Raw genomic sequence first — 18329 nt, 5'->3', positions numbered from 1 at the left:
CTGTTCTAAGGCTACGCCTTGTCTTCGGCGTAGATGGACGCGGAAATGATCGCCCCACCCCACCGGCGTTCGCCGATGCAGATTGGCACGGGGTTTCCGCTGGCGGTGGTGTTGTTCGCACTGCCGAAGGCGTATGAAGGTCTGTTCTCGGGCGCTGCGCTCTGAGACAGTCCCTTCGCCTGCGGACTCAGCATTTGGATTACACCGCCGAGCGCCATGGCCGCGCCGATTTGCATAGCCCATGCCTGCCCTGTAACAGCGCCAGCTACCACCATGGCCACGCCGACGATAGTCTGGAGAAGGCCGCCGCGCTTGCTGCCGCCGATCACCGGAACGATGCGCACCTCGCGCGTGCCGCCACGGCCGAAGTCTTCGGCGCCCACGTTCTTGCGGTTGCGGAACACGGCGAACCGCAAACCCATTCCATCCAGGCGCTGGATCTCGGCCTCAAACCCCTCCAGCGTTGCCTTCAGGGCCTTGAATACCTCCCACACCTCGCCGCTATCGATCTGTCGGCGGTGGGTGCGCCCGAACTTCTGGGCCAGCGATCCGGATAGCTTGATGATGGTCATGGGTGCATAGACGATGGTGCTCATCGGGCCTCCTTGTGCCGCAGAATCAGGCGGGCGCGGTCATGCCAGGGGCCGCCGTAGATGATGATCTCGGATGGCCGGCCGTACAGGTGGTGCAGCAGAAATGGCCCGGGGCCGTACAGTTCGGCCTGCTCACCCGGCAATTTCGGGTCGCCAGCGAGGTAGATACCGGCATGGTTCGGGTGCACCGTGCGCCCTACGGACATGACGATCATGTCGCCGCGCTCTGGTTGGTCCACCCGGTAGAATCCTGCGGCCTCATAGGTCTGCTCATACAGGCTTGGCCCGCCGGCCTTCTCCCACCATCCGTCCTCTCGGGCGTAGGCCGGAAACTCCACGCCCCATTCCCGCTGGTACCAGTCGGCGCACACTTGCCAGCAATCCCAGGCGCCATGCACAAATGGCCGGCCCAGCAACGGGGTTTCGCCGGTGGGTGTGATCGTCCGCAGGTCACCTTCCGGCCAGGACAGGATGTGCCAGGGCAGTCCCGTGGCCTCGCACATGGCCAGGTCACGCGGCGAAGGCCTGCTGGTGGCGTCCGGGTGAGAGTGAACGACGCCGATCACCTGCCCCTGGTCCTCCGCGCCGGCGTACTGCTCCGGCGCAATGCGGAACTCCTCGGTCGGCTCGGTTGCCACGTTCGCGCAGGGGAAGTACACCTGCCTCCGGCCCACGGCCAAGATTAGCCCGCAACACTCGCGCGGGTACTCCGCCGCAGCGTGCTTCTGCACGGCAGCAAGGATGTGTTTCAGCATGATCAGCTCCTGGCGATCAGGGAGACGGCAGGGAAGCCGCCGAAGGGCAGTTGGTTGCCTTGGCCGAAGCGCACCACGCAGCCAGTGTCGAGACAACCGTTGCACTGATCCTTGGCCGGGTCATCCGTGCGGTTGCCGTCGAAGTCGAAGTACGGCCCGGTGTATCCGCAGTTCGGCCCCCGGTAGCCGTTCGTCATGGCCCAGTGGCAAAGCTGCGTCATCTGGCGGCCAATGCTCTCGCCGCCGACATCGCCGGGGCTGGCCAGCTCCCACGACACGGTGGTGCCGTTCTCGGATACCTTCTGATCGATGTACCAGACCTCGGTACTCTCCTCCGTCGGGTCTGCCTCTGGGTTGCCTCCCGGGAAGTTGATCGGGTCCAGGTACCGCTTCATCGTCTGCCGAATCGTCAGCTTGAACTCCAGCAGGTTGTCGAAGGCCAGGCACAAGGCTGTGATCCGCCCGTTGACGTTGCCGACCGAGATCGTCGGGCGCACTGCGGTCCCGTCCGAGTTCGCTTCGATGCCCTCGACCTGAATGGGCCACGCACCGTACTCATTGCCCTGCCACCAGATCGACTTGGCCGGCAGTTGGTCTGCGTTGACGCCGGCCGCCGCCAGTTCCGCTGGCGAGTGCGGTATCGCATGCCCGTGGAAACGTAGGATGTCGGCGCCCCAGTCCGAGCCGTCAAGCTCGAACAGCAGCACCTCGCTACCCGGCTGGAGCAGCTGGATGTCTTTGATCAGGCTCATGCGGGCCTCATGGATGGAAGGATTGTCTGAAGGTAGAGGTCAGGGTGTAGTAGTCACCCTCGCCGCCACTGACATTTGGCGCGCCGCCCAAGTACAGGCCCAGCTCGCCAAGGGGCGGCGTCCAGAGGAAGGATTTGGCGCCAGCGTGCAGATCGAGGAACGCTTTGATCTGCTTGATGATGGCGCCACGTCCACTGATGGAAATGCTCCATTCCTCGGACACGTTGTTCAGGCCGTCAGCGGTGATTTGCTCGTAGCCATCGCCGAACCTGCTCGACCTGGTGGCATAGCTCGTCGCCCCGGCTGACTGCGCATGCACGCACCAGGTGAAGGTTTCAATGGCCATGGAGTTACCGATAAACTTAGGATTTACATCAATGGATGAGATGGAAATGAAGCTGACAGTAAAAAGCGTGACGGTGCTTGATAATGTCCCGGATATGGGCAAGACCAGTATTGCCGGGGACATTGACATGGTCTTTGAAATGCCAGACGGACAAGGCGGCTCGATTGTCAGCATCTCCTTCGAGTGCGAAGGCGCTCGCGAACTCACGTTCAATGAGCTTGAGCGCCTTTTGCTTGAGCGAGTCCGGAATGAGCTGAAGTAGCTCTATCGCCTCTGCATGGTCCTGCCAATGGCGCCGTCAGGACGCAGGTCCATGCTCAACAGTTTTCGGTACTTCGCCTCTACGAATGCCCCAATTTCCTTACCAAATTGATCCATCATCGGCGCCTTCGATTCGACAGCCGTATCCCCGTCTTTACTGATGTTGATGTTCACCACTACGGGCGCTCCGCTTGAGCCTGTGCTGACCGATGGCGCATCAGACACATAGCCGCCAGACGCATAGCCCTTCCTGTTCAGCCGATCCAGGTGGTCGCGCATGCCGGGCTGGCTGACGACTTCCTTGCGCACGACGAACTCGCCGCCATGGACAACGCCCTTCGGCTCAAACTTGCCGCCGTCGCCGGTGTAGCCGCCAGCCGAGAAGCCGAACTTGGTAGAGTACCCTGCGGCAGACGCTCCTAGCTTGGACGAAACTTCACCCGCGCTCCCGGATGCAAGCCCGTTTGCCCCGCCACTGAACCATCCCCCGATCGCACTCCCTGCGATACTGGCAAAAATGCCAGTAGCCGCCTGCCGCGTGGCGATCCTGGCCATATCAGCAAGAATCGACTTTGTGAAGTCCGAGAACGAGAGCTTGCCCGAGATGGCGAAGTTCGCCACCGCGTCCTCCATGGAACTGAAGGCGTTGGTGAAGAACGCGCGCGACTGGCCAGCAACGTCTCTGGCACTGTCCAGGTAGTCCTGGAATGCACCGCGCGCGCCGGCGCTCCAGCTCGATTGGGCCTGGTCAAGCTGTGCCCACCCTTCTCGCTGCACCGCCACGCGCTTGCCCAAGTAGTCACGCTCGAGGTCAATCTGAGCCTGCAGGTCCTGACGCTGCTTCTCGCCCTTGGCGTTCGCCAGCTCAGTCTGCAACTGGAGGATGCGGTTGTTGGTCTCCTGCTCAAGGTGCAGGCGCTCTTGCATCCGCGCAGCATCCTTCTGCCCCATGCCTACGGCGTCAGCCTTGGCGGCATACTCCATCCGTTCAGTAGCCAGCCTGCGCTCCATCTGCGCCCGGTACTGCTCCGCCTGGGTCAGGCCTTGTGCGCCTTTGATCGCGGCCGCGTAGTTGATCGAGGCCTGGGCCAGCGCCTTGCCGTATTCCTCCTGGCTGATCTTGCCCCTGTCGAGGGCAAGCTGAAGCTGGGTTTGCTCCTTGGACAGTGCCCGCGCCGCCTCTGCCGCTGGATCGTACTGAGCGTAGAGCTTGGCGAAGGTGTTCATAGCCTCCGGTACGCCCTTCAAGGCAGCGGAATTGGCTTTGGCGGCTGCCGCGGCTGCCGCTTTCGAGGCCTTATCAGCTGCAACCTTTGCGTCTTTTTCCTCGGCGTACTTGAGGAGCAGCTTTTCCTGTTCCGGAAGCAACTTCCCTATTTCGCCCGTCTCAATGGCATAGCGAACCTTGGCAGCCTCGCTATTTTCCCCCTGTAAGGCGGCCTGTTTCTTGAGGTTGGCGAGGAGCTTTTCGTACTCCGCGTTGACTGGCGACACCGGGTTCTCGCCCTGCGGCTTTTGCGACCCGGTACCGGCCGCTGCCTTCTCCATTTTGGACACTATCGTCCGAATGGTTCCGGCCTTACCCTCCAGTTCGGCGATCTGCGCATCGATTTCCTTGCGGTCGTAGAACTTGAACTTGAAGAAAACAGTATCGCTCGGATCGTCCTTTGCCAGTCGGGACCGAACGTCGTGCAGATCTCGAATACCGGACAACGTGACGCTCAACTCGTTGTTGAGGCCCGCGACGGTCTGTTTGTCAGCCCGGAAGAAGTCGAGGAACTCGCCGGAGTTGAATCCATCCATGGCTCTTGCCAGGGACGCGATACCAGTTGCTAGTCGGCTACTTGCGCCAGCGGCTTCATCCAGGCGTCCCACGGTGGCGACGAGCGAATTGTTGAAGGCAGTGATCGCCTGGCTAACTGTAATGTTCAAGCTGGAACTGAGCTGATCAACCTGTTCTTTCTGGTCCTGCAGGGCCTTTACGATGGCCTCGGATGTCAATTTTCCTTCTGATCCAAGGGCTCGGAGCTGACCAATAGTCACGCCAAGGCCGCGCGCGATGGCCTGTGCGAGTGCAGGGGTTTGCTCAAGGATGGAGTTCAGCTCATCCCCCCGCAGTGTCCCAGACGCTAGGGCTTGGCCGAACTGAACCATGGCGGCATCTGCTGCCTGCGTGCTGGCCCCGCTCAGGGCAACGGTTTTGGCTACGGTCTCGGTAACACTTGCAACGTCGGCAAAGCTAAGCCCAAGCTGGCGCCCGTTCTGAGCAATGCGCTGATAAACCTGAGCGATTGCCTCAAGTGGCTGCCTGGCGTTCTGGGCGACCTCGTACACTGATTGCTGAGCATATGCCAGTTGCTCAGCTCCTTCGGTCACGAGCCTCAGGCGGTTTGTGAGGTTGGTGTACTGCTCTGAATACTGAGCAATTTTCGTAACGCTGAACGCGGCCGCAAAGGGTGCAGCCAGTCCTCCCACGACGCCGAGTAACTTATCAGTCTCGGCAGCCAGGCCGCCGACCTTTCTTGAACTGGCATCAGAACGTCGCCCGGCCCCTTCGATAGATGCGCCAGCCTTGTCCATTGCCGGCGCTACACTATTACCAGATGACTCAAGAGCCTCGAGCTCTCTTCTCATGGACGCTGCGTCACGCTGCGCGCCGCGCGAGTCAATCGTTACGGCTAGCCGCGATTCTTGGTCCATGCAATATCTCCAGGCATAAAAAAACCCGCGCTTTGCGGGTTCATTTTCATTGGGTCTCAGGTCACTCTTTGACCGGCTCGAGGTCTGATTGGCAGTGCTTGCACTTGACGGCTTCCTTTTGCACCACCTCTGCGCAGAATGGGCACTTCCGGTAAAGCGAAGAGACCCCAAACTTCCTGGCGATCTCAATGCTCTTCTGTTTGTCCACTCCCAGCGGATTTACCAGCCATACAGCGATAAGTCCAATTGCTGGGAAGATAAACCCAAGGATGAACCAGCCAACAGGATCTCTGCCTTTCTGCTTCGCGAAATAGGCAGTCACGCCAGCCAATGCCAGCCAGATGATAAACAGTTCCATGAGCCCTCCTTGTTGATGAGGTCAATCTACCACAGCCTGGCAGCCGCCGGCGCTCACTCTACCCCTGTCCACCCATCCACCCTGGACGGAAAGCCAGTACGCGGGCTGGGCCGGGGCGTAGTAGCGTTGTGCCTCCCAATGAACCGCCCCGGTCCGTTGCCGGAAAGCCCATGGGCCGGGGCTGCGCCAATGTCGGCGCTTATGACCTGGAGGTCAATGTGTCAAACGATGCGCTTAGAGAGATGGTAATAGCACATGACGACATCATTGCGTCATTGATCGCAGCAGTTCGAAAAAAGGACGCACTCGACTTAACGTTGTTCAACGAACTGCTGGAAAAGTTACGCGAAGGCCGTCAGGAGGACGAAAGCGGAAAAAACAAAACCTACAACCAAGTCATCGAAACGGCAAAGTCGTCATGCCTGATTCTCACTGAGCAACCGAAAGTTCGCCGATGAGCTTTTGCAGCTTGTCTGCCTGAGCCGCGATCTCTTCGTCGGCGCGATGAAATCCTTCAACTGCGGACTCAAGATTAAACAGCCGGCGCTCAAACAGGTCGGCTTTCTCTTGTAGATCAACATTCTCACCCATGCGTATCTCCTGCGGCCTGGCCGCGTCAGTCGTTGCTGTTCTGCTCCGCCCAGTTGGCGCGGAATTCTTCGTCCAGGGCGAACACCACGGCCTCGAGCTCGTCGTGATCGATGACGGTCGGGTTTCTGGATAGGTACTCGCTGACCATGCCCCCCGTGATCGGCGCGGGCGCGGCCATCATGCCGACGTACTGCCGTGACCTGCTGATCACGTTGTAGGCGTAGAGCAGTTGGTCTGTGACCGGATCAATCTCCGGGGCCGGCGGAACCGCGCCTACACCGCTCAGGCGCTCGCGTTTCCAGCGCTTTTTCTCGTTCTCTTCGCCCGCCCAGTCGCGGCCCCATCGGTAGACGGCGAGAGCTTTCCCACCGACTCCTTGATGCGCTCCTCGACGCGGTTGGCGATGTCGACGCCGGTGCGCAGGGCCAGGAAGTAGACACTTGGCATCTGCTCGATCAGGGCCTTGCCCAGTTCCGGGGTGTACGGCACCGGCTCGCCCGGGCGCTCGTCCACGTCGACGCCCTCCCAGCCCTTGATCAAGTGGTGTGCCACCAGGTCCATGTAGAGCTCGTCGTCTACCTCGATCTCGGCCTGGGGGATCTGTGCGACGTTGAACTGCTTGGTGCCGACGCCGGCCTGGGAGTCGACTGCCGCCAGGTGTCGGTTGATCAGTGCGCGGTGGGATCGGTATACGGGGTCGGCGACGGAGCCAACCAGGATCTTGGCGCCCGGGGCGAACTCGACCCAGCGCTGGCCGTGGAGGTCCAGCTCGGGCTTGCGAGCAATGGTGAATCCCATGTTCTTCCTCTGCGGTAAAAGGCCCGACACACCCCGCAGGGTGCGCCGAGCGAAGGGTTACGCCGTGACGGTGATCGCCGCGGTGCCTTTCTTGGTGCCATCCACGGTGCTGGTGGCCGTGATGGTCGCGGCGCCGGCGGCCACACCAGTCACGACGCCGGAGGCGCTAACGGTGGCCTTGCCCGTATCAGAGCTGGACCAGGTGACAGTCTGGGTCGCGCCGGCCGGAGCCACGGTAGCGGCCAGATTGGTGGTCGAGCCTTCTGCCACGCTGGCAGTCGCCGGGGCCACGGTCACTCCGCTTGGCGCAGGTGGTGCCGGGCGGCGGGTGATGGTCGGCGACACGCGGCGGGCGGTGTAGGTCAGCTCAACTTGGATGATGTCGGTGGCGCCGCCATCCGGCCAGGACCCGCTGATCTCCATCTCAGGGATCAGGAAGTCATAGGCGCCATCGGCATTGCCCAGCGTGAACTCGAAGCTGATCGCGTCACCAGTCTGCTGCTTCTTCCACAGCTCGTAGGCCGTCTTCGACCAGCTCAGGGTGATGCTGCCCGACGGGGTGAAGATGGTTGGGATGATGTTGCCGGCGAATGGGTTGCCGTTGCCGATGCAGCGCTGGGTCTGGACGGCGTTGTCGAATTGCAGGTTGAAGGTGTCGACGCAGACGTTGTTGTCGCCGACCTGGACACCGTTGAGCTTGAGGCCTGAGACGTCTTTGAAGCCGTATCGGCGCTGGAACGCCTCAGCCACTGGCGTGAGGACGAAGTTGGTGTCGTCGTCCTTGTCCTGCCAGCCGGTCGCGGCGAAGGTGGTGGTCACCTCGATCTCGCCGTCGTTCGGCACCTGGATGTTCATGGTGGCGACCTGGGCGCCGGTGGCCTTGCCGGCGATGCCGACATCCGCGGCGTAGTAGCCCAGGCTGAAGCTGATGCGATCGTTGCCCATGGTCAGGACGTTGCTGTCCCAATCCTTGCCGAAGCAGGATGCCATGAACTCGTCCAGCGCGCCGAAGCGCATCTTTGTACCGACGTCGCCGGCCACCTCCACGGTGGTCTGTGCCGTGCCCTGCGACATGCGGTCTTCGCCGATCTCGTTGTTCTCGGCGGTGTTGTAGGTGGGCCCAACCCCGAAGCTGGTCCGCGTCAGCACGCTCCAGGGGCCCGGCGGCGTCACGCCAGGCGTGACCTCTCGGATGTACGCTGTTGCAACCTTGGCACCACTGGACATGGGGTGTTTCTCCTATCGATAGGCGTAAAAAAACCGCCATGTGGCGGTGGATGGTCTGGGCTCAGTAGGCACGGTACGGCACGCTGATGTTCACCTGATACCAGCCGTGGCCGTCATCGCCCACAGTACTGGCCGAGGCCGCGTAGCAGTCGAATGGCCCGGTCGGGTCGCTGTAGAACTCGAAGTGCTGCACCAGCGTGTCGGCGGCCTTGGTGATGGCCAGGGTACCCTTGTAGCTGGGCACGAACAGTTGAATGATGATGATGCCGGTCCGGCGCACGCAGGGGCCGATACCGACCTCTGACGTGCTGCTCAGGCCGGGTACGTCCGCCAGGCGGGCCCAGATGTCCCTTCCGGCAGGATCGAAAGGCGCATCGCCATTTGGCTCAAGGTCAACATCCTCAGGCGGGATTCCAGCCCACTGCTGCATTCGCCCGATGACGATGGCGCGGATCTGTTCGAAGGTCATGAGTAAGCCTGCGAGACGCCGTGAAATGCCACTTCGTAGACGCCACCCGGCGCCTGGGTCGAGTGGCCTTCCTCTATTTTTTCGGCGTAGGGTAGGTTCGTTTGGATGTAAATTACGGTGAAAGGCTCGAGGCCTGATAGCTGGCGATTGCCCTCTGCTATCGTTTCTGCGCCGTTCTTGTCGATCTTGGTCGTCTGCGTGTAGACGGGAGCACCGACACTGACGATGTGGCTTCCACGAAAGCGGCCACCTGTGTACCCAGGTGGCGGCGGCTTCTTCCAGAGCTTCGGGTTGCCGACCGGTGACTTGTAGACGATCTCTCCAAGCATGGCCATGGCGATCGCCCTGGAGCGCTGGGTAAGCGCGCTCTCCACCACATCGGCAAAAGCACTTGGCGGCGTACTCCACCCTCTCCCCTTGGCCATTGTCACTTCCTCAGCTGGATCTCGTAATGGGCCTTTGCCGGGTCAATGCCGGGGCTGATGATTCGGTACTTGGCCTGGCGGCCGGTGAGCAGGTCTTCGACCGTGACTTGGTGTCCAACCGCCGGCTTATCCGTGACCTCGTTGGCCAGGCAGATCAGCAGCACATCGCCCACCAGGATGTTCACGCCATCGATGCGTCGGCTGTCGTAGCTGTCGAGCACGCCGCGCCCGGTGTATGTGACCGGCTGGGCAGTAGTCGTTTCGCTGATCGGATCCCGCACGCCAGGCACCAGGTAGGAGCCGGTGAATGGAACCACAGCATCAGCCAGATCATCATCGAAGGCTTCGGCCAGGTCGGCCTGGATATCGTCGCGAAGACCCATCTCTACCCCCTCTTCACAGCGAAGGCGAACGGGTTGCTGCGCCAAGGCGTGAGCAGGGCCAGAGCCAGCTGCACGCAGGCAGGCTGCGCGGCCGCGGTGGTCTTGTCGATCGTTCCGAAGGTCTTGCTGGTAGATACCGAACCAGCCTTAACGCTCTTCGATTCGAGCGATCCCTCGGTCTGCTGCTGGTACAGCTTGCCCTGGGACGCGCACTTAGCCAGTCGGGCGCCGGACTGCTTCACATCGTCAGGTATGTCATCCATGTCTATGCCGACCAGGTTGAGTGCAGTCAGGTAGGCATTCGCCTCGAACGCCGCCTCTTCCTTGTGCTCGTCAGCCGCCCAGCCAGCCCCGAGGATGCTATCCACGTCGGCCACAGTGATGTAGGTAGCCATCAGGCCTCCGCTTGAATGAGTGGGGCCGAAGCCCCGGTATTACTTGGGCAGGTCGTCGACCAGCTTCTGCAGCGACTCTTTCGAGGCGTTGGCGCGGTAAGTCACGCCGGCCTTGTCCAGGGCAGCCTTCAGCGCCTCGACCTCAGGGTCGGCGGCAGCAGCTTTGAGGGTCTCGATCTGCTTCAGCAAGTCGGCCTTCTCTTGCTCCAGGTCGATTACCTTCTGGACTTCGCCGTCGCGCTCGCGCTGCAGGCTGGCGATGCCGGCATTGACCGCTTCCAGCACCTGAAGCAGGCGGCCTGCGGTTTCGCCCAGCTCGCCCTCTGGACGATCCAGGCTCTGCTCGGCAAACGATTCGACGATCACGCCAATGGCGGCCAGCTCAGCCGTCAGTTGATCGACCACGTCCTGGCTCAGTCCGCCAGCCTCGACAACCACGGCCACGGCTTTCAGCTCGGGCCGAATGGTCACCTGCGGCACGTCCTTGGCCTCACCATGGCGGCTGGCAGCGGCGTTTGCGTCGACGATGACCAGGCCATGCTCTTTGGCCAGGGCCTTCACATCCTCCTGGTACTGGTGGAACGGGCCGGCCAGGTACCAGATGTTGTTCTTGCTCATGCTCACGTCCTCAGCGGGCCAGGCCGTAGGCCCAGCCCACCATCAGGGTTACTTGGAAGCGTCACCGATCAGAGCCACACCAGCGGTGTGCTTGATGCTGGTAGCGGTCTTGTCCCAGTTGGTACCGGTAGCCAGTTCGGCATCGGTCGGGGACTTGCCGCCGGCGGTCACATCCCAGGTGTAGCCCTTGAGGCCCAGGCCGAAGGTGTAGTCGGTCTGCAGCGTGGTCTCGATCCGCTCTTTGCCGTTGGTGGTCTGGACGTTGCTGATGATGTCGCGACCGTCGTGCACCAGAGCCGCACCCTGGACCAGGGACAGGATGATTTCCTTGTCCGGGGTGCCGTCCTGCATCAGCGCCGGGGCATCGGTCACAACCGAGACCTTGCCCAAAATGTCGATCACGCGGACGTTGCCGGCCTGGAACAGCTGCTGCTGGTTGGCCAGGTTCTGACCGACCAGCTTGTGGTACGTGGTGCCCTGCATCACCTGGGTGACCAGGTTCTGGCTCGCATCGCCGAACTTCGCGTGAGCGTTGTTCAGGCCGGCGTAGGTGATGCCGGCGGTGGCCGACACGTCGTTGACGGCGGCGGCCTGGGCAGTGATCGCGGCGACCAAGGCGGCGATTGCGGTGTTCAACTGGTCCTTCAGCAGGATCTCGGCGAACGCGCGGGATGCGACCTCGATGCCTTGGGCGGTCGGGCGCTCCAGCCAGGTCATCTGCGACGGTTCGTAGCGGATCGGGCCGAAGCCACCAGCAACCTTCACCGAGGTATTTTTCAGCTCGGTCAGGTCGGTGATCGGCGCGGTGCCGTTGGCTGCGTAGCGGTCCACGCGGCGCTGGGCGGCGGCCAGGGTCTGGAAGAACGACTCCTGGAGGAAGTCGCCGGTGAAGCCGTCCGGGGACAGCACGATGGCGCCGCGGCTGGCGGCGTTGAACGCAACGAGCATCTGATCCAGCGTCTCGATGGTCGCCGGCATGATGTATTCGTTGAAAACCTGCATTTGCGACAGGGACATGAGTGTATTTCCTTATTTCAATGGAAGGTCTGGGAACCGGCTGGCCAGTGCCGCCGTGCGTTCCTCTTTGGTGCCGCCAATGTTGCCTCTTGCGGCCCCGCCGCCTTTTCCAGCACCCCCGGCCCCGCCGCCAGATGCCTTGCTGCCAGCGATCAGCGGGCCAAAGGCCGGATCGTTGGTGAATTCTGCTTTCAGCTCGTCCAGCGTTGCCGCCGAGAGCTTGCCGGCGGCGTCGAGCACGACGACGGTGGGTTTACCGTCGCGCTGCTCGACGCTCAGCCGGCGTTCGATGTGGGGAAGCAATGCCTTGGCGCTGCCTGGGACAGCCAGGGTGGTCGCGATCTCGGTGGCGGTGCGGCCCACGGTCAGATCCCGGATCTGGCCTTGCAGGGTGCTGTTGGTGCTTTCGAGCTGGCCGGTCAGTTCAGCCTCGCGGCGTGCGTACTTCTCGGACCAGGACTTTTCTAGCTCCTCGACGTTGCCCGACTTGCGGGCCGCCTCTTCGCGCTCAAGGCGAGCGGTTTCCTCGGCCTCCTTGCGCGCCTTCTCGGCCGCCTTCTTCTCACCGAGCAGTTCGTCAACCTTGGCCTTCAGGCCGCTGACGTCTTCCTGCTGCGGGAGCCCGTCGATGCCGAGGACGAACTTGCCGTCCTTCTCGACGTACAGGGCTGCTACCGATTCATCTACGCCTTCGAGGCTGTCCAGTTGGAATTTCAAGGTCATTGCTGTCTCCCAGAGACTTGGTGCAGGCCCAGCCTGCGGATACAAAAAAGCCCCGGCTCAGCCAGGGCTTGGAATTGCGCGCCACAAAATGGCGGTTACCTGATTTGTGGAGCGAATCAGAACCCGTGAATTCGCCGCGCCAGAATCGAGGAGTACTCGCGCATGCACGACAGCTGCGCGGTGAGAAGCTCGTCATCCAGCGCGGTAAGGCTCTTGAAGGCTTGCGTTTTGGTGAATGCGTCGAGCTTGGCGATCTTGTCGTCGAGCTGCGCCTTCTCGGCAACCACGCGCACCTGATGGGGCTGGTAACCCTCGACATCACCGATCGGTAGGTACGCAGCATCAAACTGAGCCTTAGGCGACCAGCTGATGTAGCCATCATGGGACGGATGGTTGGGCGCACCGCCATCGGTGTACTCGACCAGGTAGCCTTCATCGGCGCCGTTCTCGTCTGCTGGCAAATCCCAGCCACGGTATTCGTTGTATGCCAGGCGGGTCATTGCCAATGCCAGGATGATCTTGGTACCGATGTAGCGCTGATTCATGGATTGCTCCCGGCCGACAGCCTGGAAAGCTGAAGGCTCAATAGGTGGTTGAGGTGGCTATTCAATTTTTCCGCGAGGAACTTCAGTTGGGCGCGCTGCACATCACTGAAATTGTTCTCCGCGAGGAACAAGGCATGGTCACTCAGAAGGCCGACCGTCTCCCGAATGGCTGACTCCAATGGGTCAACAGTGAATGCTGGAAGCGGCTGAAGGCGCGCCAATTCGGGTTTCTCTTCCATGCTGGTCCTCTCAGGCCAAAGCAGTGATAACGGTAGGATGAACATTGGTGGCGTCACATTCCGGCCCTCTCGAAAGCCATCGGCTCACGTTCGCGCAGCTGCTTGAGAGTCAGGGTCTTGCCGTCGTCGTCCACGAACCGGTCGATGGACAGCTCGCCCTTGCTGAACAGCTTGTAGCGCTCGGGGCCGAGCACATCCGACTGGAACGCCGCCGGCTGCCTGGCCAGCCACTCGCTGTAGCTGGTCTTGCTGCTCACCTGCTCGACACCATCGGGACCGATAGAAGGCCGGGTTGATCCGGGAATCTCACGGGCGAACTCGTCTTTCAGCACCGGGATGAGCGTGGTCCGGCACCGCCAGTGATACGGCGGCTTCGGCCCGTCCAGTGGGATAACTGTCTGGTCGATGCTCATGCAGAACAGCGTGGTCCGACTGTCCAGGGTGGCGATCCGGCGCATCCCCTTGAGGATGTCGTCGTTTTCCTTGAGCACTTCGACGCGCGCAGTGGTAGCGATGTGGTTGGTCATGGTGTTGACCAGGGCCTGAGCCTGATCGCGCTGCTGGATCCCCAAAGAGGTCAGGCGGCGTGCGATCTGGTCGGACGTCTCACCCAGCGCGGAACCCATTCGGATCTCGCTGATGATCTCAGCGCTCTTCTTGGTGCCGTACTGGTCGAGCGCACCATTGATGCTGATGCGCTGCCGGCTCTTGCCGACCTCCAAGTCGAAAGGGTCAGCCAGCGCCGCCGCGGCAACCTGCACGATGCTCGGTCTGTTCAGTTGCACGACCGCCTTCACGACCTTGCCCAGCAGGGTCATGTTGAATTCGGCCTCATAGCCTCCAAATTCGGCAAGGTCGAGCACAGCCTGCTGTTTCATCTCGCCGTAGACGCCCGACAGATCGCCCTGCAGCTCTTGGATCTGCTTCTCGTACCGTTGGGTTCCGTATCGGCTCAACCCTTCCGATACGCGCGATTTGGCGGTGCCAATGGCCTTGGTGATGAACTTGGCCAGGCGCTTGAGGCTGCCGCCGGCGTAGCGCTGCACGTGCACCTGGTGGCGAGTCGCTGCGTCGGACAAGTAGCCGTCACTGCTCACTGCCGCGGGCCTTTGATGTGGTGGATTACTCGACCCCCGCCATCTGCCAGAACCACGATCTCGGTGTCATCGAAAGGCACGTTCGCCACGACGACCGATTCCTCGTTCAGGACCTCGCATCGAGTGGATTTGATGATCACCTCGGCACCTACATCGGTGATACGCCATCCGCTCGATCCGTCGCTGTTTCGGTAGAAGCGCTTCAGGTACATCGCTACTGCTCCTCAGGGTTATCGTTGCCGGTCACCGGCGGCTGCTGGGCGATCTCTTCGTCGATCTTCTCGTCGCTGCGGTCTGCCTCGAGCACACCGCCTTGGCGCAGGTTGACCCGCACGTCCTTCTTGGCGATGAAGCCCTGCTGCCACAACTGGATCTGAGCCAGGATGTCCTGGGCGGTCATGGTCTCGTCGAAGAACGATTGGTTGAGCCAGAAGACCGTCCCGGCCTCGTCCGGATCGCCAATCATGAAGCGCTCAGCGTCAAGGATGGCCCGCTTCAGGGCCTCAGAAACGTTGCCGGCGATAGTTCCCAGCACGCTGTTGTCGGAGCTGTAGCGGATGCGCACGGCCTCAGCAGTCTCAGCGCCGCCCGCCTTCTGGACGATGCGAGCGCCGATCATCAGCATCTGCTCTTCCTTGTCCTTCAGCAGCGTCCGAGCCAGCTGGCTCTCGGTTGCCTGGACTAGGTTTGCGGTACCGCTCTTCCCGAGGTTGTAGCCGCGAGTCGAGCCGATATGCATGCCGTTCGGGTTCAGCTTGGCGAACTCATCTGCGCTGATGTCGGTCGTAATGAACAGGGTAGGCTGGCTGCTGATAAACCCGCTCTCCTCCACCGTGGCGCTGTTACCGTAGTGCAGGATGTTGACGTCGGCCAGGTCTTCCAGGGGCGACTTGTCGACGCTGGCGTCGTTGTTCTGGGCGCCGTAGAAGCTGAACAGGATGTGATCAAAGGGGCGGCCGTTCTTGTCGAGAGGCGCGACCTCGGTGTAGGAATTGCCGTCTTCGGTATAAACGCGCTGGACGTAGCGGCCATCAACCAGCAGCAGCACTCGGAACTGGGTGCCCATGGTCCGCTCCAGGCTCTCTGCACTGAACTCGGACACGCTCTCCAGCAAGCAGACATAGACAAGACGCTTCACGCCATCAATCACCTGCTCGTTCCAGTCGATGATCGACTCGGCACCGTAGTGGTGAATCAGCGCGCTTCGGCCTTTCATGTCGGCCATCGAGGAAACGCCCTCAACTGCCGGGAAGTCCACCAGGAACCCACCACGGCCGGCATCCAGGCATTCGCCTACCGCTTCCTTCGAAAGCTGTTCCAAGCTCGTGCCGTCGCCGCTGGCGTTTTCCTTGAGGTACTCGACCCCAGCAGGCAACTGTAGCTCGGCAGTCTTGCGGAACACCGCACCCAGCAGGCCGGTGCGCGTGCGCCCGGTAATGTTCAGGAACATCGCCCGCTTCTTGTACTGCTTGTACCGCGCATGGTTCTCCGGTGATTTGTTCTCCGGGTCCGGCATCGGCAGATAGATATCGTGCTTGCGCACCTCTCGGGCGCCAGCCACGCAGCGCTTGACCAGCTGCCAGCCGGGCAAGGCCTCCGAGTACTCTGCCCGGGGGAGGAAATTAGGCATGGATGGCCTCAGAAAGTGAACGAGATCGGCACGTGAGTGACCGGCCTGCTGATCGGGTAGTCGTGGTGGATGAAGTAGCCGCCAGCGTCGTTCGCGTGGTCCACGCCGGATTTCTTGTCGGGCTCGCCGTTGGCTGCCCACACCTGCTGCTCCAAGCCATCCGCATAGGTCGGGCAGCGCAGCGGATTGATCAGGTAGCGGCGCTCGCCATTCGCGTTGCAGAACATCGCGTTCATGGCGTTGATGCGGTCTTTCACTGGCGGGTTGGCGTCGGGAGCGATCACGCCGAAGCCGGCCTGGCGAAGGATTGCGATATCGGTCTCGCTGGCATTGACCGACTTACGGGAGCCGCCCGAGGCATCCGGGTAGATCCTGATTTCGCAGGTTTTCTCGAAGTCCTTGCCGTTGTGCCGCCAGTAGCGCTCCTTGATGCGCCGGATCATGTCAGGGGTATCAAAGCCATCGATCAACTCATCAACCGCCCTGGGTTTGCCGTCTGCGCGCTTCACGTGCGTGATCGCAGCCATCTTGCCGACGTTGAAGTCCATGCCGATGAACAAGGGCTCGCCCGGCTCGACCGTGTCGAAACAGGAATTCAGCTTCCGGTCGTAGGCGTGGTAGATCGAGCCCGCGTTCAGGTTGACGAACTGGCCATTCAGGTACGCCAGGATCAGCTGGGCCGGGTATGACTCCATCAGCGACGGGATGTAGTCCGGGGGCAGGTTCAGCTCGTTGTCGAACGTGCTGGCCTGTACCAAGCCGTACATGCCCTGTAGGGCTGGCTTCTCGCGCAGCTGCTTCACGAACTGCTGATAGACGAACTTGAATCCCTCGGGGGTGGTGGTCACATCAACGCCGTTCTTCAGCCCGGGCACGTTGTAGCGCATCCGGGCAATGATCTTGCGCCAGGCGTGCTCGGCCTTCAGCGCTGGCAGAACATCGAGCTCGTCGACCAGAGCGTGCCCGATCTTGAAACCCACGATGGTTTGCGGCTTCTCCATCGAGCGGCAGATGGTCGTGCTGCGGTACTGACCGCCGCTGTAGAACTCGACCTCTTTGTCGCTCTCCTTCGTCTTGACCTTCAGGCCCCAGTCGAAGGCGACCTCCTCGATCGTCGGGAAGAAGATGTCGCGGATCTGCGGGTAGGTAGGGGCGAAGTAGCCGGAGTCGATCCGAGGCCACTCCCACACGTGCTTGCACAGCGCGGCGCAGCCTACCCAGGTCTTGCCCGAGCCAAACCCAGCCACGAAGCCACGGAACTTGTTCTCCATCCGGAGGAAGTTAGCCTGGGGCACGTTAAGTGACGGCATCAGGCTTCCTCGCATCCACCACGTCTACCTGCACCCGAGTGGGCGGCACGTTGTCGTGGGGGTTTTCGTTCTTGGTCTGGCGATTCACGTAAACATCGCCGACCTCTTTGGCCGCCTGCTCCAGCAATTGGGCAGTCAGGGCCATATTCTTCATGGACTCAGCCTTCTCGGCCATCCTTCCCAGCGCTCGGAGCCGGAATGCCCGGTTGGCAATCGGGATCTCAGATGTCTCTTCACGGAACCGCTTGCGCGTGTCTTCGAACAGGATCCGCCAGCGCTTGGCCAAGTCTCGACCTGCACTCTTGGTCGGGTCATGGGACTCGCACTGCTGGCGGCTCACCTCTATGCCGAATTCTTCTCGGACAGAGGTCGCCACCTGTGCTGGGGTATCGAAACAGGCCAGGGCCTGAACGATAAAGGCTTTCACCTCGTTGCTCAGGGCCGCCATAGGTTCAATTCCGTCTTAGGTCTGTCAAAGGTCAGGCAGACTTGAGCAGACAGGTTCCGCAGGCCCTCGAAATGTTGATCTTGGCCACCTCAGGCGGCCGGCTTGCAGCTTCAATCAGCTGCTGAACGTCTTCCCCTGCTCCATAGCGGCGAACCACACCGACGAACTCTTCAACGTCGTGCCCGCGCATCTGTAACTTAGGGAGACCTTCTTGGGTGAACTTGGGCGCGCCGTACTGATCGGTCGCCTGGGCTATGTGGTAAAGCTCGTGCTCGACCAGGGCGCAGAACTCCGCGTCGGTGCATTGTGCGCAGTAGTCAGCGGCAAGGGTGATCAGGTATTCCGGCACATCGCCGAACCAGTCCCGAATCTGCTGCTCTTGGCGAGCCTTCTGCCAGCCACCGGCGCGGAACATGACCTGCTCGGCCTGGCCTAGCACCACCCTTCCCTTCTTGGTGAATCCAGAGGATGCCCAAAGCACGCCGATGTTGGCGTCGATCAGGTGAGCGTGGTCTTCGTTGTGGATGCTGCCGGTCTCGGCCAGGATCTCGCGCTGTATCCACCCCCATACATCAGATGCTGGCTGGAGCGTGAGCCACACTGAGTCGAGCAAATCTATCGTCGGTAATGGCCTGTTCATCCTGCTGGT

General features: G+C 61.4%; 27 protein-coding genes. 2 read left to right on the top strand and 25 right to left on the bottom strand.

Translation table 11 applies throughout. From position 1 onward, the window contains the following. Positions 1 to 11: 11 nt before the first annotated feature. From KH389_RS06430 to KH389_RS06415, 4 genes are read right to left on the bottom strand one after another with little or no spacing between them, the layout of a single operon-like run. On the bottom strand, positions 12 to 596 hold the full coding sequence (locus KH389_RS06430) for a tail assembly protein (protein WP_213607071.1): 585 nt from the start codon (positions 594 to 596) through the stop codon (positions 12 to 14). Continuing rightward, positions 593 to 1348, bottom strand: a complete 756-nt coding sequence (locus KH389_RS06425; RefSeq protein ID WP_213607070.1) for a C40 family peptidase — start codon at positions 1346 to 1348, stop codon at positions 593 to 595. Before KH389_RS06425 ends, KH389_RS06430 begins: the two co-directional genes overlap by 4 nt. A gap of 2 nt (positions 1349 to 1350) precedes the next feature. After that, entirely contained in the window at positions 1351 to 2100 is a 750-nt protein-coding gene (locus tag KH389_RS06420) for a phage minor tail protein L (protein ID WP_213607069.1), read from the bottom strand. A gap of 7 nt (positions 2101 to 2107) precedes the next feature. Next, positions 2108 to 2446: a phage tail protein gene (locus KH389_RS06415; RefSeq protein ID WP_213607068.1), complete on the bottom strand. Its 339-nt coding sequence runs from the start codon at positions 2444 to 2446 to the stop codon at positions 2108 to 2110. A 31-nt stretch (positions 2447 to 2477) separates the two neighbouring features. Between KH389_RS06415 and KH389_RS06410 the strand changes: the two genes are divergently transcribed. Next, positions 2478 to 2708: a hypothetical protein gene (locus tag KH389_RS06410; RefSeq protein WP_213607067.1), complete on the top strand. Its 231-nt coding sequence runs from the start codon at positions 2478 to 2480 to the stop codon at positions 2706 to 2708. Between the two features lie 2 nt (positions 2709 to 2710). Here the strand turns inward: KH389_RS06410 and KH389_RS06405 are convergent, their stop codons facing one another. Together KH389_RS06405 and KH389_RS06400 are read right to left on the bottom strand one after the other, a co-directional pair. Next, positions 2711 to 5407 (bottom strand): phage tail tape measure protein, encoded by a 2697-nt coding sequence (locus KH389_RS06405; protein WP_213607066.1) that lies wholly within the window; start codon positions 5405 to 5407, stop codon positions 2711 to 2713. Positions 5408 to 5468: 61 nt separating this feature from the next. Beyond that, positions 5469 to 5765: a zinc ribbon domain-containing protein gene (locus KH389_RS06400; RefSeq protein WP_078479706.1), complete on the bottom strand. Its 297-nt coding sequence runs from the start codon at positions 5763 to 5765 to the stop codon at positions 5469 to 5471. Between the two features lie 170 nt (positions 5766 to 5935). Here KH389_RS06400 and KH389_RS06395 point away from each other — a divergent pair, with 170 nt between their 5' ends. After that, entirely contained in the window at positions 5936 to 6223 is a 288-nt protein-coding gene (locus KH389_RS06395; RefSeq protein WP_213607065.1) for a hypothetical protein, read from the top strand. Here the strand turns inward: KH389_RS06395 and KH389_RS06390 are convergent. From KH389_RS06390 to KH389_RS06300, 19 genes are all read right to left on the bottom strand, one after another. Further along, positions 6195 to 6356: a hypothetical protein gene (locus KH389_RS06390; protein WP_213607064.1), complete on the bottom strand. Its 162-nt coding sequence runs from the start codon at positions 6354 to 6356 to the stop codon at positions 6195 to 6197. The two genes, KH389_RS06395 and KH389_RS06390, sit on opposite strands and share 29 nt — an antisense overlap. Before the next feature lie 25 nt (positions 6357 to 6381). Next, a complete protein-coding gene (locus KH389_RS06385; RefSeq protein ID WP_213607566.1) occupies positions 6382 to 6567 on the bottom strand; it encodes a hypothetical protein in 186 nt (61 codons plus the stop codon). Between the two features lie 71 nt (positions 6568 to 6638). After that, on the bottom strand, positions 6639 to 7154 hold the full coding sequence (locus KH389_RS06380; RefSeq protein WP_244988687.1) for a hypothetical protein: 516 nt from the start codon (positions 7152 to 7154) through the stop codon (positions 6639 to 6641). A gap of 57 nt (positions 7155 to 7211) precedes the next feature. Next, the gene (locus KH389_RS06375; protein ID WP_213607063.1) at positions 7212 to 8381 is read right to left on the bottom strand and encodes a phage tail tube protein; all 1170 of its coding nucleotides are present in this window, start codon (positions 8379 to 8381) and stop codon (positions 7212 to 7214) included. A gap of 61 nt (positions 8382 to 8442) precedes the next feature. After that, complete coding sequence (locus tag KH389_RS06370; RefSeq protein WP_213607062.1) at positions 8443 to 8850, bottom strand: phage tail terminator-like protein; 408 nt, start codon at positions 8848 to 8850, stop codon at positions 8443 to 8445. Beyond that, complete coding sequence (locus tag KH389_RS06365; protein ID WP_213607061.1) at positions 8847 to 9275, bottom strand: HK97 gp10 family phage protein; 429 nt, start codon at positions 9273 to 9275, stop codon at positions 8847 to 8849. Before KH389_RS06365 ends, KH389_RS06370 begins: the two co-directional genes overlap by 4 nt. A gap of 2 nt (positions 9276 to 9277) precedes the next feature. Next, positions 9278 to 9658, bottom strand: a complete 381-nt coding sequence (locus tag KH389_RS06360; RefSeq protein ID WP_213607060.1) for a glutamate 5-kinase — start codon at positions 9656 to 9658, stop codon at positions 9278 to 9280. A 2-nt stretch (positions 9659 to 9660) separates the two neighbouring features. After that, positions 9661 to 10053, bottom strand: a complete 393-nt coding sequence (locus KH389_RS06355; RefSeq protein ID WP_213607059.1) for a protein singed — start codon at positions 10051 to 10053, stop codon at positions 9661 to 9663. A gap of 39 nt (positions 10054 to 10092) precedes the next feature. After that, on the bottom strand, positions 10093 to 10671 hold the full coding sequence (locus KH389_RS06350) for a hypothetical protein (protein ID WP_213607058.1): 579 nt from the start codon (positions 10669 to 10671) through the stop codon (positions 10093 to 10095). Between the two features lie 48 nt (positions 10672 to 10719). After that, positions 10720 to 11688: a major capsid protein gene (locus KH389_RS06345; protein ID WP_100633250.1), complete on the bottom strand. Its 969-nt coding sequence runs from the start codon at positions 11686 to 11688 to the stop codon at positions 10720 to 10722. 12 nt (positions 11689 to 11700) lie between these two features. Next, complete coding sequence (locus tag KH389_RS06340; protein ID WP_100633248.1) at positions 11701 to 12411, bottom strand: hypothetical protein; 711 nt, start codon at positions 12409 to 12411, stop codon at positions 11701 to 11703. Positions 12412 to 12527: 116 nt separating this feature from the next. Then, the gene (locus KH389_RS06335) at positions 12528 to 12956 is read right to left on the bottom strand and encodes a crAss001_48 related protein (protein WP_213607057.1); all 429 of its coding nucleotides are present in this window, start codon (positions 12954 to 12956) and stop codon (positions 12528 to 12530) included. Continuing rightward, positions 12953 to 13195, bottom strand: a complete 243-nt coding sequence (locus KH389_RS06330; RefSeq protein WP_157811426.1) for a hypothetical protein — start codon at positions 13193 to 13195, stop codon at positions 12953 to 12955. Before KH389_RS06330 ends, KH389_RS06335 begins: the two co-directional genes overlap by 4 nt. Before the next feature lie 53 nt (positions 13196 to 13248). Beyond that, positions 13249 to 14292: a structural protein gene (locus KH389_RS06325; RefSeq protein ID WP_210014811.1), complete on the bottom strand. Its 1044-nt coding sequence runs from the start codon at positions 14290 to 14292 to the stop codon at positions 13249 to 13251. Continuing rightward, positions 14289 to 14504 (bottom strand): hypothetical protein, encoded by a 216-nt coding sequence (locus tag KH389_RS06320; protein ID WP_210014812.1) that lies wholly within the window; start codon positions 14502 to 14504, stop codon positions 14289 to 14291. The genes KH389_RS06325 and KH389_RS06320 overlap by 4 nt, the downstream gene beginning before the upstream one ends. A gap of 2 nt (positions 14505 to 14506) precedes the next feature. Then, the gene (locus KH389_RS06315; protein WP_210014813.1) at positions 14507 to 15922 is read right to left on the bottom strand and encodes a DUF4055 domain-containing protein; all 1416 of its coding nucleotides are present in this window, start codon (positions 15920 to 15922) and stop codon (positions 14507 to 14509) included. Between the two features lie 8 nt (positions 15923 to 15930). After that, complete coding sequence (locus KH389_RS06310) at positions 15931 to 17232, bottom strand: terminase large subunit domain-containing protein (protein WP_078479689.1); 1302 nt, start codon at positions 17230 to 17232, stop codon at positions 15931 to 15933. Then, complete coding sequence (locus tag KH389_RS06305) at positions 17219 to 17680, bottom strand: DUF2280 domain-containing protein (protein WP_078479688.1); 462 nt, start codon at positions 17678 to 17680, stop codon at positions 17219 to 17221. The genes KH389_RS06310 and KH389_RS06305 overlap by 14 nt, the downstream gene beginning before the upstream one ends. A gap of 31 nt (positions 17681 to 17711) precedes the next feature. Next, positions 17712 to 18320, bottom strand: a complete 609-nt coding sequence (locus tag KH389_RS06300; protein ID WP_078479722.1) for a putative metallopeptidase — start codon at positions 18318 to 18320, stop codon at positions 17712 to 17714. Positions 18321 to 18329 lie beyond the last annotated feature (9 nt).

This window comes from Pseudomonas qingdaonensis, assembly GCF_018398475.1.
Taxonomy (GTDB): Bacteria; Pseudomonadota; Gammaproteobacteria; order Pseudomonadales; family Pseudomonadaceae; genus Aquipseudomonas; species Aquipseudomonas palmensis.
This window is presented reverse-complemented; position numbering and strand designations above follow the sequence as displayed.

Excerpts from the sequence above, each read along its gene's own strand:
- KH389_RS06430 (WP_213607071.1), bottom strand. The coding sequence starts at position 596 with ATGAGCACCATCGTCTATGCACCCATGACCATCATCAAGCTATCCGGA.
- KH389_RS06400 (WP_078479706.1), bottom strand. The coding sequence starts at position 5,765 with ATGGAACTGTTTATCATCTGGCTGGCATTGGCTGGCGTGACTGCCTAT.
- KH389_RS06345 (WP_100633250.1), bottom strand. The coding sequence starts at position 11,688 with ATGTCCCTGTCGCAAATGCAGGTTTTCAACGAATACATCATGCCGGCG.
- KH389_RS06330 (WP_157811426.1), bottom strand. The coding sequence starts at position 13,195 with ATGGAAGAGAAACCCGAATTGGCGCGCCTTCAGCCGCTTCCAGCATTC.
- KH389_RS06395 (WP_213607065.1), top strand. The coding sequence starts at position 5,936 with ATGGGCCGGGGCTGCGCCAATGTCGGCGCTTATGACCTGGAGGTCAAT.
- KH389_RS06420 (WP_213607069.1), bottom strand. The coding sequence starts at position 2,100 with ATGAGCCTGATCAAAGACATCCAGCTGCTCCAGCCGGGTAGCGAGGTG.
- KH389_RS06355 (WP_213607059.1), bottom strand. The coding sequence starts at position 10,053 with ATGGCTACCTACATCACTGTGGCCGACGTGGATAGCATCCTCGGGGCT.
- KH389_RS06390 (WP_213607064.1), bottom strand. The coding sequence starts at position 6,356 with ATGGGTGAGAATGTTGATCTACAAGAGAAAGCCGACCTGTTTGAGCGC.
- KH389_RS06310 (WP_078479689.1), bottom strand. The coding sequence starts at position 17,232 with ATGCCGTCACTTAACGTGCCCCAGGCTAACTTCCTCCGGATGGAGAAC.
- KH389_RS06375 (WP_213607063.1), bottom strand. The coding sequence starts at position 8,381 with ATGTCCAGTGGTGCCAAGGTTGCAACAGCGTACATCCGAGAGGTCACG.
- KH389_RS06300 (WP_078479722.1), bottom strand. The coding sequence starts at position 18,320 with ATGAACAGGCCATTACCGACGATAGATTTGCTCGACTCAGTGTGGCTC.
- KH389_RS06315 (WP_210014813.1), bottom strand. The coding sequence starts at position 15,922 with ATGCCTAATTTCCTCCCCCGGGCAGAGTACTCGGAGGCCTTGCCCGGC.
- KH389_RS06425 (WP_213607070.1), bottom strand. The coding sequence starts at position 1,348 with ATGCTGAAACACATCCTTGCTGCCGTGCAGAAGCACGCTGCGGCGGAG.
- KH389_RS06320 (WP_210014812.1), bottom strand. The coding sequence starts at position 14,504 with ATGTACCTGAAGCGCTTCTACCGAAACAGCGACGGATCGAGCGGATGG.
- KH389_RS06370 (WP_213607062.1), bottom strand. The coding sequence starts at position 8,850 with ATGACCTTCGAACAGATCCGCGCCATCGTCATCGGGCGAATGCAGCAG.
- KH389_RS06405 (WP_213607066.1), bottom strand. The coding sequence starts at position 5,407 with ATGGACCAAGAATCGCGGCTAGCCGTAACGATTGACTCGCGCGGCGCG.
- KH389_RS06365 (WP_213607061.1), bottom strand. The coding sequence starts at position 9,275 with ATGGCCAAGGGGAGAGGGTGGAGTACGCCGCCAAGTGCTTTTGCCGAT.
- KH389_RS06410 (WP_213607067.1), top strand. The coding sequence starts at position 2,478 with ATGGATGAGATGGAAATGAAGCTGACAGTAAAAAGCGTGACGGTGCTT.
- KH389_RS06305 (WP_078479688.1), bottom strand. The coding sequence starts at position 17,680 with ATGGCGGCCCTGAGCAACGAGGTGAAAGCCTTTATCGTTCAGGCCCTG.
- KH389_RS06350 (WP_213607058.1), bottom strand. The coding sequence starts at position 10,671 with ATGAGCAAGAACAACATCTGGTACCTGGCCGGCCCGTTCCACCAGTAC.
- KH389_RS06335 (WP_213607057.1), bottom strand. The coding sequence starts at position 12,956 with ATGAATCAGCGCTACATCGGTACCAAGATCATCCTGGCATTGGCAATG.
- KH389_RS06380 (WP_244988687.1), bottom strand. The coding sequence starts at position 7,154 with ATGGGATTCACCATTGCTCGCAAGCCCGAGCTGGACCTCCACGGCCAG.
- KH389_RS06340 (WP_100633248.1), bottom strand. The coding sequence starts at position 12,411 with ATGACCTTGAAATTCCAACTGGACAGCCTCGAAGGCGTAGATGAATCG.
- KH389_RS06360 (WP_213607060.1), bottom strand. The coding sequence starts at position 9,658 with ATGGGTCTTCGCGACGATATCCAGGCCGACCTGGCCGAAGCCTTCGAT.
- KH389_RS06415 (WP_213607068.1), bottom strand. The coding sequence starts at position 2,446 with ATGGCCATTGAAACCTTCACCTGGTGCGTGCATGCGCAGTCAGCCGGG.